15 protein-coding genes are annotated in these 14,356 nt (G+C 55.2%); 7 read left to right on the top strand and 8 right to left on the bottom strand.

Going from position 1 to position 14,356, the window contains the following annotated elements:
• Positions 1 to 9: 9 nt before the first annotated feature.
• The 8 genes from ABWO67_RS00290 to ABWO67_RS00255 form a co-directional block, all read right to left on the bottom strand.
• Positions 10 to 1,242 carry an ABC transporter substrate-binding protein gene (locus ABWO67_RS00290; RefSeq protein ID WP_353146126.1) on the bottom strand — a complete coding sequence of 411 codons (1,233 nt, stop codon included), beginning with the start codon at positions 1,240 to 1,242 and terminating at the stop codon, positions 10 to 12.
• A gap of 58 nt (positions 1,243 to 1,300) precedes the next feature.
• Positions 1,301 to 2,068, bottom strand: coding sequence for a GntR family transcriptional regulator (locus ABWO67_RS00285; protein ID WP_353146124.1), 768 nt, complete (start codon positions 2,066 to 2,068; stop codon positions 1,301 to 1,303).
• A gap of 1 nt (position 2,069) precedes the next feature.
• Positions 2,070 to 4,214 carry an acetate--CoA ligase family protein gene (locus ABWO67_RS00280; RefSeq protein WP_353146122.1) on the bottom strand — a complete coding sequence of 715 codons (2,145 nt, stop codon included), beginning with the start codon at positions 4,212 to 4,214 and terminating at the stop codon, positions 2,070 to 2,072.
• Positions 4,215 to 4,284: 70 nt separating this feature from the next.
• Positions 4,285 to 5,046, bottom strand: a complete 762-nt coding sequence (locus ABWO67_RS00275) for an enoyl-CoA hydratase/isomerase family protein (protein WP_353146120.1) — start codon at positions 5,044 to 5,046, stop codon at positions 4,285 to 4,287.
• A gap of 5 nt (positions 5,047 to 5,051) precedes the next feature.
• Entirely contained in the window at positions 5,052 to 5,759 is a 708-nt protein-coding gene (locus ABWO67_RS00270) for an ABC transporter ATP-binding protein (RefSeq protein ID WP_353146118.1), read from the bottom strand.
• Positions 5,756 to 6,508 carry an ABC transporter ATP-binding protein gene (locus ABWO67_RS00265; RefSeq protein WP_353146116.1) on the bottom strand — a complete coding sequence of 251 codons (753 nt, stop codon included), beginning with the start codon at positions 6,506 to 6,508 and terminating at the stop codon, positions 5,756 to 5,758. The genes ABWO67_RS00270 and ABWO67_RS00265 overlap by 4 nt, the downstream gene beginning before the upstream one ends.
• Positions 6,505 to 7,503: a branched-chain amino acid ABC transporter permease gene (locus ABWO67_RS00260; protein WP_353146114.1), complete on the bottom strand. Its 999-nt coding sequence runs from the start codon at positions 7,501 to 7,503 to the stop codon at positions 6,505 to 6,507. The genes ABWO67_RS00265 and ABWO67_RS00260 overlap by 4 nt, the downstream gene beginning before the upstream one ends.
• 14 nt (positions 7,504 to 7,517) lie before the next feature.
• Complete coding sequence (locus ABWO67_RS00255) at positions 7,518 to 8,384, bottom strand: branched-chain amino acid ABC transporter permease (RefSeq protein WP_353146112.1); 867 nt, start codon at positions 8,382 to 8,384, stop codon at positions 7,518 to 7,520.
• A gap of 217 nt (positions 8,385 to 8,601) precedes the next feature.
• On the opposite strand from ABWO67_RS00255, the gene ABWO67_RS00250 reads away from it, so the two are divergent.
• From ABWO67_RS00250 to ABWO67_RS00220, 7 genes are all read left to right on the top strand, one after another.
• Positions 8,602 to 9,501 carry a LysR family transcriptional regulator gene (locus tag ABWO67_RS00250; RefSeq protein WP_353146110.1) on the top strand — a complete coding sequence of 300 codons (900 nt, stop codon included), beginning with the start codon at positions 8,602 to 8,604 and terminating at the stop codon, positions 9,499 to 9,501.
• A 107-nt stretch (positions 9,502 to 9,608) separates the two neighbouring features.
• A complete protein-coding gene (locus ABWO67_RS00245) occupies positions 9,609 to 10,730 on the top strand; it encodes a muconate/chloromuconate family cycloisomerase (protein ID WP_353146109.1) in 1,122 nt (373 codons plus the stop codon).
• 17 nt (positions 10,731 to 10,747) lie between these two features.
• Positions 10,748 to 11,038, top strand: a complete 291-nt coding sequence (gene catC, locus ABWO67_RS00240; protein WP_353146107.1) for a muconolactone Delta-isomerase — start codon at positions 10,748 to 10,750, stop codon at positions 11,036 to 11,038.
• A gap of 26 nt (positions 11,039 to 11,064) precedes the next feature.
• A complete protein-coding gene (gene catA / locus ABWO67_RS00235; RefSeq protein WP_353146105.1) occupies positions 11,065 to 11,976 on the top strand; it encodes a catechol 1,2-dioxygenase in 912 nt (303 codons plus the stop codon).
• A gap of 12 nt (positions 11,977 to 11,988) precedes the next feature.
• Positions 11,989 to 12,765, top strand: a complete 777-nt coding sequence (gene pcaD, locus ABWO67_RS00230) for a 3-oxoadipate enol-lactonase (protein ID WP_353146104.1) — start codon at positions 11,989 to 11,991, stop codon at positions 12,763 to 12,765.
• 176 nt (positions 12,766 to 12,941) lie between these two features.
• The gene (locus tag ABWO67_RS00225; RefSeq protein ID WP_353146102.1) at positions 12,942 to 14,111 is read left to right on the top strand and encodes a PepSY-associated TM helix domain-containing protein; all 1,170 of its coding nucleotides are present in this window, start codon (positions 12,942 to 12,944) and stop codon (positions 14,109 to 14,111) included.
• Complete coding sequence (locus ABWO67_RS00220) at positions 14,111 to 14,296, top strand: hypothetical protein (RefSeq protein ID WP_353146100.1); 186 nt, start codon at positions 14,111 to 14,113, stop codon at positions 14,294 to 14,296. The genes ABWO67_RS00225 and ABWO67_RS00220 overlap by 1 nt, the downstream gene beginning before the upstream one ends.
• Positions 14,297 to 14,356 lie beyond the last annotated feature (60 nt).

Genomic DNA, 14,356 nt, shown 5'->3' with positions numbered 1-14,356 from the left:
CGCAGGCAACTAGAGTCCTTTGCAGCCGGTTTCGGCCAACGGCGTTTTAACGGCATCCCACGGTAAGGTTTCAAGCACTTTCCAGCCTATCGTAGTGCCGTACTGCGGCTCGGACAGCTTTACTGCTTCCGACAGGTAAGTCGGCACCATGCCTTGATGGTCCTCTTTGCGAATAGCCAGCTTGCCGATCACGGTATCTACTGACGTCGTTTCCAGGGCGCTGATGATGTCCTTAGTCGTCAACGACGCGGCGTTCGACATGGCGGCCAAGGTAAGCCGCATGCCCGCGTAGGCCTGGATCGCCTGGGGGCCCGGTACGATGCCGTAGTCCGCAACGTACTCCTTCACGAAGCGCGCCATTTCCGGGTTTTCATCCTGCAGCATCCATGATGCAAACAGCCCGCCCGATATCATGCCAACGCCGTTGTTGCCTAAAGCCTGAAGCATGGAGTCAGGCATACCGAGCGGCGCAAGCATGAACTGCTCCATACCGAAGCTGCGAGCCTGTCGAATGAAACCAGGCATATCGTCGCCCACTGCAAGTGCCAGATAGACGGCATCGGCGCCGCTGGCCTGGATCTGCGAAATGGCGCTAGACCAGTCTGCCGTGCCCATGGAACGCCCGGCTTCGCCTACGATATTAATGCCGGGAATCTTCGCAAACTCTGCTTTATTACTTTGGCCCCATACAAAATCGTGAAATACGACAAACCATTTTTTCTGAAGCAACTCTGGCCTTTTCTGCATCAGCAAGGCGTTGCCCTTGCCTACCATGGCGTCGTTCGGATTGGTGCGAAACAAGTATTTACTGCACTGGTCGCCGGTGGTTTGCACCGCTTGTGAGTTTGTCGTGACCAACGGTACGTTCAGGCGGGCAGCCTGCGCGTTAATACCCAATACAACAGCACTGCTCGCGCCTCCTATCAGCAGCTTGGCCTTATCCTGAAGCACTAGCTTCTGTGCCTTTTTCAGGCCTACTGCAGCGTTTGCCTGGCTGTCTTCGATAACGAGCCTGACTTTTTGATCCTTTACCAGCGGCGCGTTCTTGACAGCTAATTCATAACCGTTCTTCATATCGATTCCCAGGGGAGCAAGGCCTCCGGTGGTCGGTACCAGCACGCCAATAACGAGCTCGTCGCTAGCGGCCACGGCGGGACCGGCCTGAAGCGCGAGTGCCACGCTTAAAGCCACAGCAACGCGGTGCCAGGGAAGTGTCATTTTTGATGATTTTGTAAACGCCATTTTTGTCTCCAGTGTCGTGGAAGAATGCTGCTTTACATATTTTTTGAGGGTCCAAAGGTTACGGCTTGACGGCCCCAGCAGGGGCCGATTGATAATTAGTGTTCAGAGGCTCGACAGGTGATGCCTCGAGGATTTTCACCGTACATTTGTAAACGTCATGCACCAGCTTCCTGCCGGCGTCTTCCGCTGCGCGAGCATCGCGCTGCTCGATGGCTTTGACCAGGCGTTTCCAGTTGTTTATCCATATACGGCAATTTTCTTTAACCAACATGACCTTGCGCGTAGTGGCCAGCGTCTGGCGGCCGAGCGATACAATAATCTTCCTGGCGTAGCTGTTCCCGCCTACTTCCGGTAAATACATGCTAAGACGGTAAAGCGTTGCGATAAACTCATCGACGTTATTTTGTTCGTGGGCGATAGAAACCGCCTTTATGCCGTCATGCAATACGGCGAGAATCTCGTCAGTACGATTGTTTGCCAATTCTGATGCAACGAAGCCGTATAGCACGGCGCGCACATTGAAGATTTCTTTAATGTCGGATGCTGACAATACCGCCACGATGGCGCCCCGGCGAGGCCGTATTTGGACCAGGCCTTCACTTTCCAGTATGCGTAAAGCTTCGCGTACCGGCCCGCGGCTGACATGGAAGTAGGTCTCGGCCAGCATCACCTCCATCAGGGGCTGGCCGGGGACGAAAATGCCGCGGATTATGTCTTCGCCCAACCTGTTTGCGATTTGCTCAGGCAGCGTCCAGGTTACCTTGGCGGGATCACCAAACGCCGCCAATAGCCATTTTGCTTCCTCAGCACTCAATTCGTTTTTCACTTTAACCTCTACCTTGCTTGGACGATAACTCGTATAGTTTGGCATGGGCGCGAACAGCCCGGGCGGTAGATGAGAAAACAGCAATGCCTTGTTCCCGCAGTTTGGCGCGTTGCTCTCTTACGAAGTTGTCTTGTGTTTGGTCGCCGGTGCTACGCAGGGCAAGGCTGACTTTGGGGCCTGCGGTGCCGGCTTGCGCCACCGACTCGCAAATTTCCTCGAGTTGACGCCTTCCATCCGCTTCGTCGTCAGCAAAGTCCATGATGGAGCCCATCTCGACATAAACGATAAGGCTGTCAAGGTTATCGTCGACTTTGAGCAAATTGATAATATCGGCAAGGATAAGGCGATTGCCATCGCGCAAGCCCCATACGGGAATGTCGATAGGGTTGGCAACGCTGGTGCCTGGCACACCAAAACGACTAAGCGCGTCACACGTGCTTGGGGAAAGAGCCGGAATCCGCATGCCGGCGCGCGATGCGGCGTCGCTGGACGTAACACTGACACCTCCACCCGAACCAAAAATGCCCAACCGATTACCCCGCAGAGTCGAGTGCGCACTCTGGATCAACAAAGTGTCCATCAAGTCATCGATGCTATCGACTTGCAGAATGCCTGCCTGCTTAATGGCGGCATCCCACAAAGCCGTGTCAGTGGCCAAAGCCGCGGTATGGCTGCTGGCTGCAGTCAGCCCTTGCTCGGTCGTACCTCCCTTGAGCAACACAATGGGTTTGCGGGCGCTCTCGGCTGCGCGGAAGAACAAGCCGGGATCGCTTATCGATTCGGTATAGAAGGCAGTAAGCGTCGTTGCAGGATCGTCTTCGCAATACAACAAGTAATCGACCAAGTCCAGATCGGAACAATTGCCCGCCGACAGTACGCGGGCAACGGGTATGGCCTGAACCTGGGCGCGGCGAACCACATCGCCGGCGAACGTTCCGCTCTGCGAGATAAAGGTGATGCCCTTGGTATCGGTCGGGCTGTAGCGTGCTGCGCCCATGGCCATGCGGCTAGTGGCCGAGAACGTGCCTATGCAGTTGGGGCCGACCATACGCATATCAGTACCCGACAATACAGCCTGTATTTCCTCCTCGAGTTGCTGCCCTTTCGATGCCTCTTCACCCGACCACTCCGTAAATCCCGCGGTCAGAACTTGCACCACGCTTACTCCCTTATTCGCGCATTGCGTCAGCATAGCGGGTACCGCATTAGCGCCAACGGCCACATAGGCGCGATCCACAGGCTCGGGAATATCGCAGATAGATGGATAGGCTTTCAAGCCGCAAATTTCTTCGGCCTTAGGGTGGATGGGATATATTTTTCCGGCGTAGCCGAAGTCGAGCAGATTCTTGATGCTGCGGTAGCCCAACTTGTTAGGCGCCGTCGACGCGCCGATAAAGGCAATGGATGCAGGGTCGAACAAAGCCTTCATGCCTGTCAGCCTGGCTTTGCGACTGGAAATAGTCTCCTGGATTTGTAAGCCTGATCGGACATGGACGAGCTGATCATCAGCAAGATCTTGGGCGACAGCATCGACCGCGATGCATCGATCGCCATTGACGATAATAGGATTGATGTCCAGCTCGCTGACAGCGCCCTGGGCCAGCATGCCGTCGGGGCCGGCCACCGCCATGACGTATTGAACGAGCGTTTTCTTTGCCGCCGGACTAAGCTCTTGATTCAGCCGCTCTTCGATCGCCTTTTCTATCATGCTGCGAGCGCGATCTTCGCTGATGGGGGTTAATGCGGCCATGGGCGGTACGCCCTGTTCTACGTTCGATCCACCCAATCCCACCAAGACAACACCGCCATAATGTGGGTCGACACGGGCGCCGAGAAACACTTCCACATCGCCTGCGACCATTTCTTCCAACAACACGCCATCTATCGTTGCGCTTGGGCTGGATGCCCGGCAGGCCTCGATAATTTCGGCATGAACCCGCTCGACATGTTCGGCGGCGACGCCAAGACGCACGCCCCCGGCCGCCACTTTATGGACGATGTCGGCCGAGACTATCTTCATCGCAAAGGGACCGCGCAGGCGAGTGGCGATGACGCCAGCCCGGGCGGCGTCCGTCGCCAGGCTAGGGCTCGTCGTAGTGAATCCATAGTGTTGTAGAAGGTTCTTGGATTCGATTTCTGTTCTCATTCTTGTTTGCTCCATTTGCAAAATCCAGACTGCGCCGTTCAGGCATTCGATGATCTATAAGGCACGGGACTTATATAAAACGAGGGGTACGCTTCTCCAGGAAAGCACGCATTCCCTCATCAGCGTCGGGTGCGCTTTGCAGCTGGCGGCCAACCTCCCACTCATAATCAGCGGCCGCGCTTGCGCCATCCTTGGCAAAGACCTCCAGGCCAGTTTTTATCGATGCGACAACAGATGATGAGTTGGCTACTATATTTTTGGCGATATCGAGCGAGGCGGATAATGCCTGTCCGCGGGGTACCAGGTGGTTGGCAAAGCCGATACGATAGGCTTCATCAGCCTTCATTTCCCTGCAGGAAATCAACATCTCGTGGGCGATTCCGCGCGGCATAAGCATGGGCAACCGACTCAACTGGCCGCCGATAGGCAACAAGCCGATACGTGCACCAGGCGCACTAAAGCTGGCATTCTCGGCGCACACGCGCAAATCGCAGGAAATCGAAAGGATGAAGCCTGCGGCGAACGCAAAGCCATTAATAGCAGCGATAGTGGGCGTTGTCAGCGTAGCCGGCATCAGGAAGGGCGCGTTGGCCGCCTGGTCAGACGCGTTATCGCGGTCATCGAGCATTTCGCGTAGGTCGTGACCACTAGAAAAAGCGATATCCCCAGCGCCAGTGATGATTATGCATTTCACAGCAGCATCACTTTCCGCCGCCTGCAGACGGGCTCCGAGTTCCTGCGTCATTTGATGAGTAAATGCGTTGCGCTTCGCCTCATTGCTGATAGTCAGGATTTGTACGCCATTATCGTAGCTGCTTTGAATCGATGCCATAAGTCTTACTCCACGGTGAGCATATTCGCGATCATTGCCGGATCACGTACTGCCGACTGGCGATCCTGACTAAATATCACTTGGCCGTTTTCCAGGACGTAAAAATCGTCGCCTACAGCCATTGCCAGCGGGAGGCTTTGCTCGACCAGGATGATGCCTATATTGCGGTCGCGGGCGGCATCAATGGCGTTTTTAATGGCGTCAACGTATTCGGGCGCCAGTCCCTCGGTAGGCTCATCGAGCAGGATATAAGACGGATTGGCTAACATGGCGCGCGCGACCACAAGCATTTGCTGCTCGCCCCCGCTGAGCGTTCCCGCCTTCTGCGCAAGCCTTTCCTGCAAACGCGGAAAGAGCTGCGTGGCATCTGCGATACCGAAGTCGTTCTGTTTACCTGTCGCGTGCATGGCGACGGTCATGTTCTCTTCTACTGTCAGGCTTGCGAACACCTTGCGGTCCTCCGGCACCAACGTCACGCCCATGCGGGCCCGGCGATGCGTACGGCCCAACAGGGGTGTGTCGTTGAGCGTAATGCGGCCTTCAACACGGCCGACCAGCCCCATAATGGCGCGCAACGTGGTGGTTTTCCCCATCCCGTTCAAGCCAAGCAGGCAGGCGACCTTGCCTTGTTCGACGCGCAGCGATAATTCCTGCAAGATTTGACTGGATCCGTAAAACGCTGAAACGCGCTCAAGCTCGAGGACGTTGCTCATGTCGCAAAACTCCCATGAAGATAGGCTTTCTTTACATTCTCGTCTTCGCGTATAGCCTCAGGTGCGCCCTCGGCGATGATGCGTCCATGCTGCATGACGGTAATCGTGTCCGACAGTTTCATCACCATTCCGACATCGTGCTCCACAATCACTATCGTCAGGCCAAGCTCGTTGCGCAGCTTCAGTATCAGGTCGGCAATGCCTTCCCGATCGCCGCGCGACATGCCGGCCAGCGGCTCGTCCATCAGAATGAGCATGGGTTTCAAGGCCAAGCCAATCGCGATGTCGAGCGCACGTTGGTAGCCATGAGCGAGCTTGTCGGCCAAAATGCCGTCGCGCTTATCCAACCCCACGTCGTGCAGGCACTTGAACGCTTCCTCGTTCACACTGTCATCGACTTCACGCGAGATACGGACCTTGTAGTTCAGGCCGCGACGTGAGCGTATGGCCAGCGACACGTTTTCCAGCACAGACAGATGGCGAAAGATGCTGGTGCGCTGGAAAGTACGCACTACCCCGATGGTGGCCAGCTTGTCCGGCGACCATCCGGTGATTTCCTTGCCTTTAAAATGCACAGAGCCATTGGCGGGTGCGATGGCGCCGGTAATCAAGTTGAACAATGTCGTCTTGCCTGCGCCATTGGGGCCCAGAATGGAATGGATAGCGTTTTCCTTTATGCCCAGCGACACATTGGATACTGCCTTTAAACCGCCAAAACTCTTGGATAAGTCGTTGGTCTGCAAAATCATGGTGCACCTCGTTCATTGCGCTGGGTCAGGCGCTCCCATACTGGCCTAAGCAGCCCGAAGATGCCGCCTGGCGCCACGATGACGATCAGCACGAAAAGTGCGCCGAAGTAAATCAGCCAAGCATCGGTATAACTGCTGATGTAGTGCTCGGCGAACGTGAATACCACGGCGCCCAGCGCGGGTCCGACGATAGTGCCGATCCCGCCCAGCACGACATACATCAGTATCTTTCCCGACTCGAACCAGTGCAGGATTTCCGGTGACGTTGCCCCGTTGAACAACACAAATAAACTACCTGCGAATGCCGCCATTGCCGATGAAAAAATATACGAAAGCAGTTTGAGCAAATTGACGTTCAAGCCAATGAAATAAGCACGCTCGGTGTTTTCACGTATGCCGAGCCATGCCTTGCCCAGAGGCGTTCGCCGGATATGAAGCGCGAGGTATAACGAGGCGAGCAGGGATACATACAATAGCCAATACCAGACTTTGGGTTCGGTCACATCGAAGCCCAGCAATGTTGGAACAGGCACGCCTTGAAGGCCGTCCTCGCCCCCTGTGTAGCTGGAAAATACGAATACGAGGGCGTAAAGCACTTGGCTGAACGCCAGGGTCAGGATGGCAAACGCCTTGCCGATTTGCCGCACAAGGATCTGGCCCACCGCCCACGACAGCAAGATAGCCAGGACAATAGCCATCGGGACGATGACCAGCATTTCGGTCGTCAGAGCCTGCGAAAGCAGTCCCGCGGTATAAGCGCCCAAGCCAAACCAGCCAGCGTGCCCGAAGGAAAGCAGGCCTGTATTGCCGGTAAGCATATCCAGGCTGACGGCCACAATAGCCGCGATCACGGCGTGGGACGCGAGGACCAGTATGAAAGGGGAATCAGGAAGGATCAGGGGGACCATGGCCCCCAGGGCAGCGACAATAATGCCGATAATGCGCAACCAATTGAGGCCCGTCGATTTTTGCGTAGTGATTAAGGTGTCTGGCACAGTCGTCTCCGTATTCATTCTGTCCGCCCTTCGCCAAAGAAACCCCGTGGCCAGCGAATCAGCATTGCCATCACCAACAAGAACAACACCAAAAGCGCCGCCTGGCCACCTGAATAAGCCTCACCGAACACCATAATCATGCCAACGACATAGGCCGCCACGATGGCGCCTCGCAAGCTACCCAGTCCACCCAGGATGACGGTCATAAAGGCCAGGATTAGAATTTTGTCGCCCACCGTTGCATAGGCATTGAAAATTGGCGCAGCGGCCGCGCCTGAAATGGCAACCAGCGCTGCACTGACACCCACGACCGAGTGCATGAGCGTATTGCGGTTAATGCCAAGACATGCAGCCATTTCTCCGTCATCGTTGGCAGCTCGCACTCGCAAACCCCATTTTGATTTCTTCAGAAAGAGCAACAGTGCTATCGCCAACGCTATGGCTAGTCCGGACACGAAAACGCGGTAAAGCGGCAGCGCTGTACCCAGAATATGCACCGTTCCAGACAAAGCAGGCGGCGGCACCAGCACCTGCACGTTACGTCCGCCGCTTTCGTACAAGATGCCGGTGATCAGCATAGCTACGCCGAACGTCAGCAGCAGGCTGTCCACCATGGGCCTGTCGCGGATACGCGCAAGAATGCTCCAGTCCATAACGATCCCTGCCAGACCGACGATAACCAGGGACAGCACCAGCGAAACCCAGAACGACAGGCCCAGTGCAACTAGCCACACAGCACACATGGCGCCCAAACTAAACAGCGCGCCATGAGCAAAGTTCACGACGCGGCCCACGCCATAAATCAGAGTTAGCCCCAGGCTGGACAGCAGCAGGATGGATCCCAGCACCAGCCCGTTAAGGAGCAACGACACAATAAGCATTTTGTCTCTCCATTTTTATTTCTGAGACCACTCTATATTGTCAACTGTACGATTGTCAACAATCTTACATAGACCAAGGGAAGTCCCTAATAAGACGCAGAGCGCCGCCGACTTCCAGCAAGTTCATCGTCACACCGATGGACTTCCATCTACTCTTTGATGGGTTACGCTTATCCAAAACCAAATTCGCTGGAACGGAAACTTTAAGGTGTGAATCATGGAATTACGGCAAATCCGTTATTTTCAGTGCGTGGCGGCGGAGCTGAGCTTTACCAAGGCAGCCTCGCGCTTGCTCATGGCACAACCGCCGTTAAGCCGCCAGATTCGCCAGTTGGAAATTGAACTTGGGGCAGATCTGTTCGAACGGCTGGGCCGCAGCATACGCCTGACCGATGCGGGGCGGTTCTTTCTGGACCAGACCACCCAACTTACTAACCGGCTGGACGACATCACTGCGGCCACCAAACGTATTGCTGAAAATCAGAAAAAATGGTTTGGTATCGGCTTTGTGCCCTCGACGTTATATGGCTTTGTTCCCGCCTTTATTCGCCAGGCCATGGCTCTGGATGAAAATGCCGAGATCGGGTTGTTGGAGATGACGACGCTGCAACAATTCGACGCCCTGAAAGCGGGGCATATCGATCTCGGTGTTGGGCGCATATTGCTTGATGACCCTCTAATCGAACGGCTGGTGTTGGTCGAAGAACCGCTGATGGTTGTACTGCCCAAGACCCACGCCCTGTCCACCCGTTCCGAATTGCGGCTGGAAGACATCTTGTCTGAAGCGTTTATTCTTTATCCATCCAAACCGCGCCCGAGCTATGCCGATCACGTTCTAAAGCTATTTGAACACCATGGCCTCACTATTAACGTCGCCCTTGAAACCAATGAACTGCAAACGGCGGTCGGGCTGGTTGCTGTAGGGTTAGGCATTACGCTGGTGCCCAGTTCGGTGCATCGACTGCACCGCGAAGACATTAGCTATATTCGCCTGGACGCGCCCACATTTACGTCGCCCATCATGATGAGCTGGCTTAAGTCAAATGAATCAGCTTTTCTAAAACAAGTCATCGGCCTCGCCAAAAAAAGCGCACTTGATTATTACGACGCGAGCTAAATTCAACCCATACCTATTAGGTATTCATCAACGCAAAAACGGTATTAGACGTAAACCGAAAGCACCCCATATACTCCTGAGTAGGCTTAACGCACGACAGGAAGGTTATGGAAGCAATTATCAACGACGTCAACTGTTTAATTGTTGATATCCCTACGATTCGCCCCCACAAGATGGCAGTATCGACCATGGGTGCGCAGTCGCTGGTCATTGTTCGACTCCGCTGCTCGGACAACATAGAAGGTATCGGTGAAGCCACCACGATAGGCGGCCTGAACTACGGCGGTGAAAGCCCCGAAAGCATCAAGACCAATATCGAAGCCTATTTCAAACCGCTGCTGGTGGGCAAGCCCGCCAGCCAGATTGCCGGCCTGCGCAAACTGCTCAACAGCACGATAAAAGACAACCGGTTTGCCAAGTCTGCGATAGAAACTGCCTTGTACGATGCCTATGGTAAACGGCTGGGTGTTTCAGTAAGCGACCTGTTTGGCGGCCGCATTCATGACCGGATCTCGGTCGCCTGGACGCTTGCCAGCGGCGACACGCAAGCGGATATCGCCGAGGCCCAGCAAATGCTGGAATCACGTCGCCACAATATCTTCAAATTGAAGATTGGCATGCGAGAGCCGCGGGATGACATCAAACATATAGCCGCCATCAAGAACGCACTCGGCGACGCCGTAAGCATTCGCGTCGATATCAATCAGGGCTGGAGCGAAACCCAGACAATACGTCATTTGGCCGACCTGGCCAATGTCGGCGTAGAGCTGTTAGAGCAGCCCATTCATGAAAAAAACTGGGAAGGCATGCAGCGCCTGACAGCACTGGCTCGCCTGCCCATCATGGCCGACGAAGCGTTGAAAGGCCCACACGACGCCTTCCGCATGGCAGCCGGACATTGCGCCAACGCGTTCGCGATCAAGATTGAACAGGCCGGAGGCCTGCAAAATGCGCGAGACATGATTGCCATTGCCGAGGCGGCGGGCATTGCCCTGTATGGCGGCACCATGCTCGAAGGCTCAGTCTCCACCATTGCCGCTGCGCATCTTTTTTCAACGATAGCGAAGCTGGAATGGGGCACCGAAATGTTCGGACCACTACTGTTGAAAGATGAAATTCTGACTACCCCGCTGGACTATAGCAATTTCAGTCTGGGATTGCCCCGGGGCCCCGGCCTGGGCATTGAGCTCGATGAAGAAAAACTGGTGTTTTACGCCCGCAAACCCTAAGCCTGACAGAGGAAACCATGTTATTTAAAGTTGAAATGGACGTACGTATTCCACTCGATGCCGATCCGGTAGCGATCTCGGAAATCAAAGTGCGCGAGAAAGAATACTCTCAAGCCCTGCAAAAATCCGGCAAATGGCGCCACATCTGGCGTGTCGCCGGCCAATACGCCAACGTCAGTATTTTTGACGTGGACAGCAACCAGGAACTGCACGACATACTGATGGGCCTTCCCTTGCAGCCTTATATGGAGTTCAAGGTTGAAGCCCTTTGCCGCCACCCGTCGTCAATACGCGATGACGACCGCTGATTGTTAAACACCAGAAGGAGCATGCCATGAGCAAAAAAATCGTAGATGAATTAATTAAACAAATAGAAAGCAAGCAAGGCGCGGTGCCGGATGAACGCATACAGGCCATCGTAAACCGTATCGTGAAAGACTTGTTCTACACGATAGAGGAATTCGACGTTACCCCAAGCGAATTCTGGACTGCATTGAATTTCCTGGGTACGGGTGCTAACGAATACGGGCTCATGGCAGCCGGATTAGGCTTCGAGCGCCTGCTGGACATACGTATGGACGAGGCAGAAGCGAAAGCGGGGCTGTCTCCCAACGCCACACCGCGCACCATCGAAGGTCCGCTCTATGTCGCTGGGGCGCCTGAATCGGTAGGTTTTGCCCGCTTATGCAATGACGATGAGATCGGCGAACCGCTGGTCATGGAAGGACAGGTATTCGCCGATGACGGCGTTACTCCGTTAAAGAATGCCCTCGTGGAAGTCTGGCATGCCAATCACCTGGGGAATTATTCTTATTTCGACTCATCTCAAGAAGCCTTCAATCTGCGCCGCAGCATACGTACCGATGAAAATGGCCGCTACTGTTTTCAAAGTGTCATGCCGCTGGGTTACAGCGTACCGCCCAACGGCGCTACCGAGGCTGTGTTAAAGACACTGGGCCGGCACGGCACGCGCCCAGCGCACATTCACTTCTTTGTCACCGCCGACGGCCACCGAAAACTGACTACCCAAATCAATATCGATGGCGACCCGTTCCTGTGGGACGACTTCGCTTTCGCCACTCGCGAAGGACTGGTACCGCCCGTCAGCAAGGTGACAGACCAAGCCGAAGCTGCCAAATACCAGCTTAAGGGCGAGTTCTCACACATTACGTTCGATTTCGTCTTGCATGCCGACAAACAAGACGTCATCACCACCGATATCACTCGCGTGCGCGCCGCAGCCTGACAGGAGACATCCATGCCCTATGCGAATCTGGCAAGTAGTCGTATTTTCTATCTAGTCGATGGCCCTGAAGATGCGCCTTGGCTGGTACTGTCCAATTCGCTTGGCGCGAACGCCGACATGTGGTCTAAACAAGTGCCCGAATTGAGCCGGCACTTCCGGGTGCTGCGCTACGATGCCCGAGGGCATGGGCACTCGCCCGCGACGCAAGGTGAATATAGCTTGGCAGACCTCGGCGGCGACCTCTCCGACTTGCTGACCTTCCTGAAAATTGAACGGGCACATGTCTGCGGTTTGTCTGTAGGCGGCTTAACTGCGATGTGGCTTGCCTTGACGCATCCGCAACAAGTGGATCGGCTTATATTGTGCAATACGTCGTCAAGGATAGGTTCGAACGAAAGCTGGGAAACACGCATCGACACCGTCCGCACGAATGGCGTCGAGGCGATGGCCTATGAGTTTATCCAGCGCTGGCTGTCGGCCGATTACCTGGCCAAGCAACCAGAGTCCAGCCAGATACTGATAGACATGATGCGCAGAATATCCACTGACGGGTATGCCGCGACTTGTGCGGCACTGCGTGATGCCGACCTCGATGCACAGGTGCACGACATCGTCGCCAAGGTTCTGTTAATAGGCGGCACGCATGATCTTTCGACCACTCCGCAAGCCATGTTGGCACTAACGGCAAAGATACCCGGAGCTCAATACCACGAACTGGACGCCTCTCACATATCGAACTGGGAACAGGCGTCAGAGTTCAGCGACAAGGTGGTCAAGTTTCTTGCTTGATCAACGACGTCAATAGTTTCCACAGTCCTAATTTCCTCAGAAAAGTTTCTATTGACAGCAAAAAACAATAGAAACTAGAATACGAACCATTCCTATTCAAGCAGTTACACCTGAGGCATTACGATGCGGCAACTCACGGGACGCTACCGCGTCCGTTGCGACGCGGACAAGGGTTCATGACAGCCGCCGCGTCGCTCAAATCCTGGTACTGGGTCCATAAATGGTCCAGCTTGGTATGCACACTATTTTTGCTGGTGATCTGCATTACCGGGCTGCCACTGGTATTTCACGAAGAACTCGAGCACCTGCTGGATGACGGCAAGCCTTATGCCGTAGTTGCAGAAGGCGCGCCACGTGCAAGCCTCGACAGTATTGTTCAGAACGCGCGCCAGCAATATCCCGGTGAAGTGACCCAATATGTATACATGGACGACCACGAGCCGCTGGTGTATGTCGGCATGTCTGCATCCTATGCTTCCGATCCCAAACAACACCATTACATGCGCTTCGACGCCCATACCGGCGCGCTGCTGCAGGATGGCGATACGGTGGCTCAGGAACAATTCACCTTCATGGGTCTGATGCTGGCGCTGCATGTGGACATGTTCGCTGGCCTGCCCGGCCAGTTGTTCCTGGGCGTTATGGGCCTGTTGTTCGTCATCGCCATCGTCTCGGGCGTGGTGCTTTATGGCCCCTTCATGAAGAAGCTATCGTTCGGCACTGTGCGCAAGCAGCGCTCCACGCGGCTTAAGTGGCTGGATCTACACAATTTGTTGGGCGCCGTCACCCTGGTCTGGGCAATGGTCGTCGGCGTGACCGGTGTCATCAACGAACTGGCCAGGCCGCTATATAGCCTATGGCAGGCTACAGAAGTGGCCGAGCTGATTGCGTCGTACCGAAACGATGCGCCGCCTTTACGGCATACATCCGTAGACGCTGCCGTGACGACGGCCGCTGGAGCGGTACCTGCCAATGAAGTGGTCAGCATCAGCTACCCGGGCAACCTCTATGCCACTTCTCATCACTACGTCATCTGGACCAAAGGCGCCACGCCTCTGACCAGTCACCTGTTTACCCCTGTTCTGGTCGATGCAGGTACGGGTGCTGTGACCGCCGTGGCGCATCCTCCCTGGTATCTGAACCTGCTCGAGCTGTCGCGGCCGCTGCACTTTGGCGATTACGGCGGCATGCCTCTCAAGGTGATCTGGGCGCTACTCGATCTGCTGACCATCGTGGTGCTGGCCAGCGGCCTGTATCTATGGATCGCACGCCGCAAGGCGAATAACGCTCGCATCGAACGGATGGCGAGCGAATTCTCGGCCAGCCCGAATCCGGCGGGGTATTGATGTCAACAAAACAGTATGCCGCCATGTGGCGCCTGTGGGGTGTGCCGACCGCCCTCGGGTTGCTGACCTGTTTTGGCTTGTTAGCTGCGCTGCTGGGCGTGGACATTTGGCACTGGCTTGCCTGGGTGGCGCTCGCTACACCGGTCGTGGCGGGCATCTGGTTCTGGTTGTTTCCCAGAAGATAAGGGCAAAGAGTCCGGCGCAGCATCACGCCCATTTGAACTCAACAAAAAAAACTGGAAGAG

This window comes from Pollutimonas bauzanensis, assembly GCF_040393045.1.
GTDB lineage: Bacteria > Pseudomonadota > Gammaproteobacteria > Burkholderiales > Burkholderiaceae_B > Pollutimonas > Pollutimonas bauzanensis_A.
Note: the sequence above shows the minus strand (reverse complement) of the source record. Positions and strands in the feature narration are given on the sequence as shown.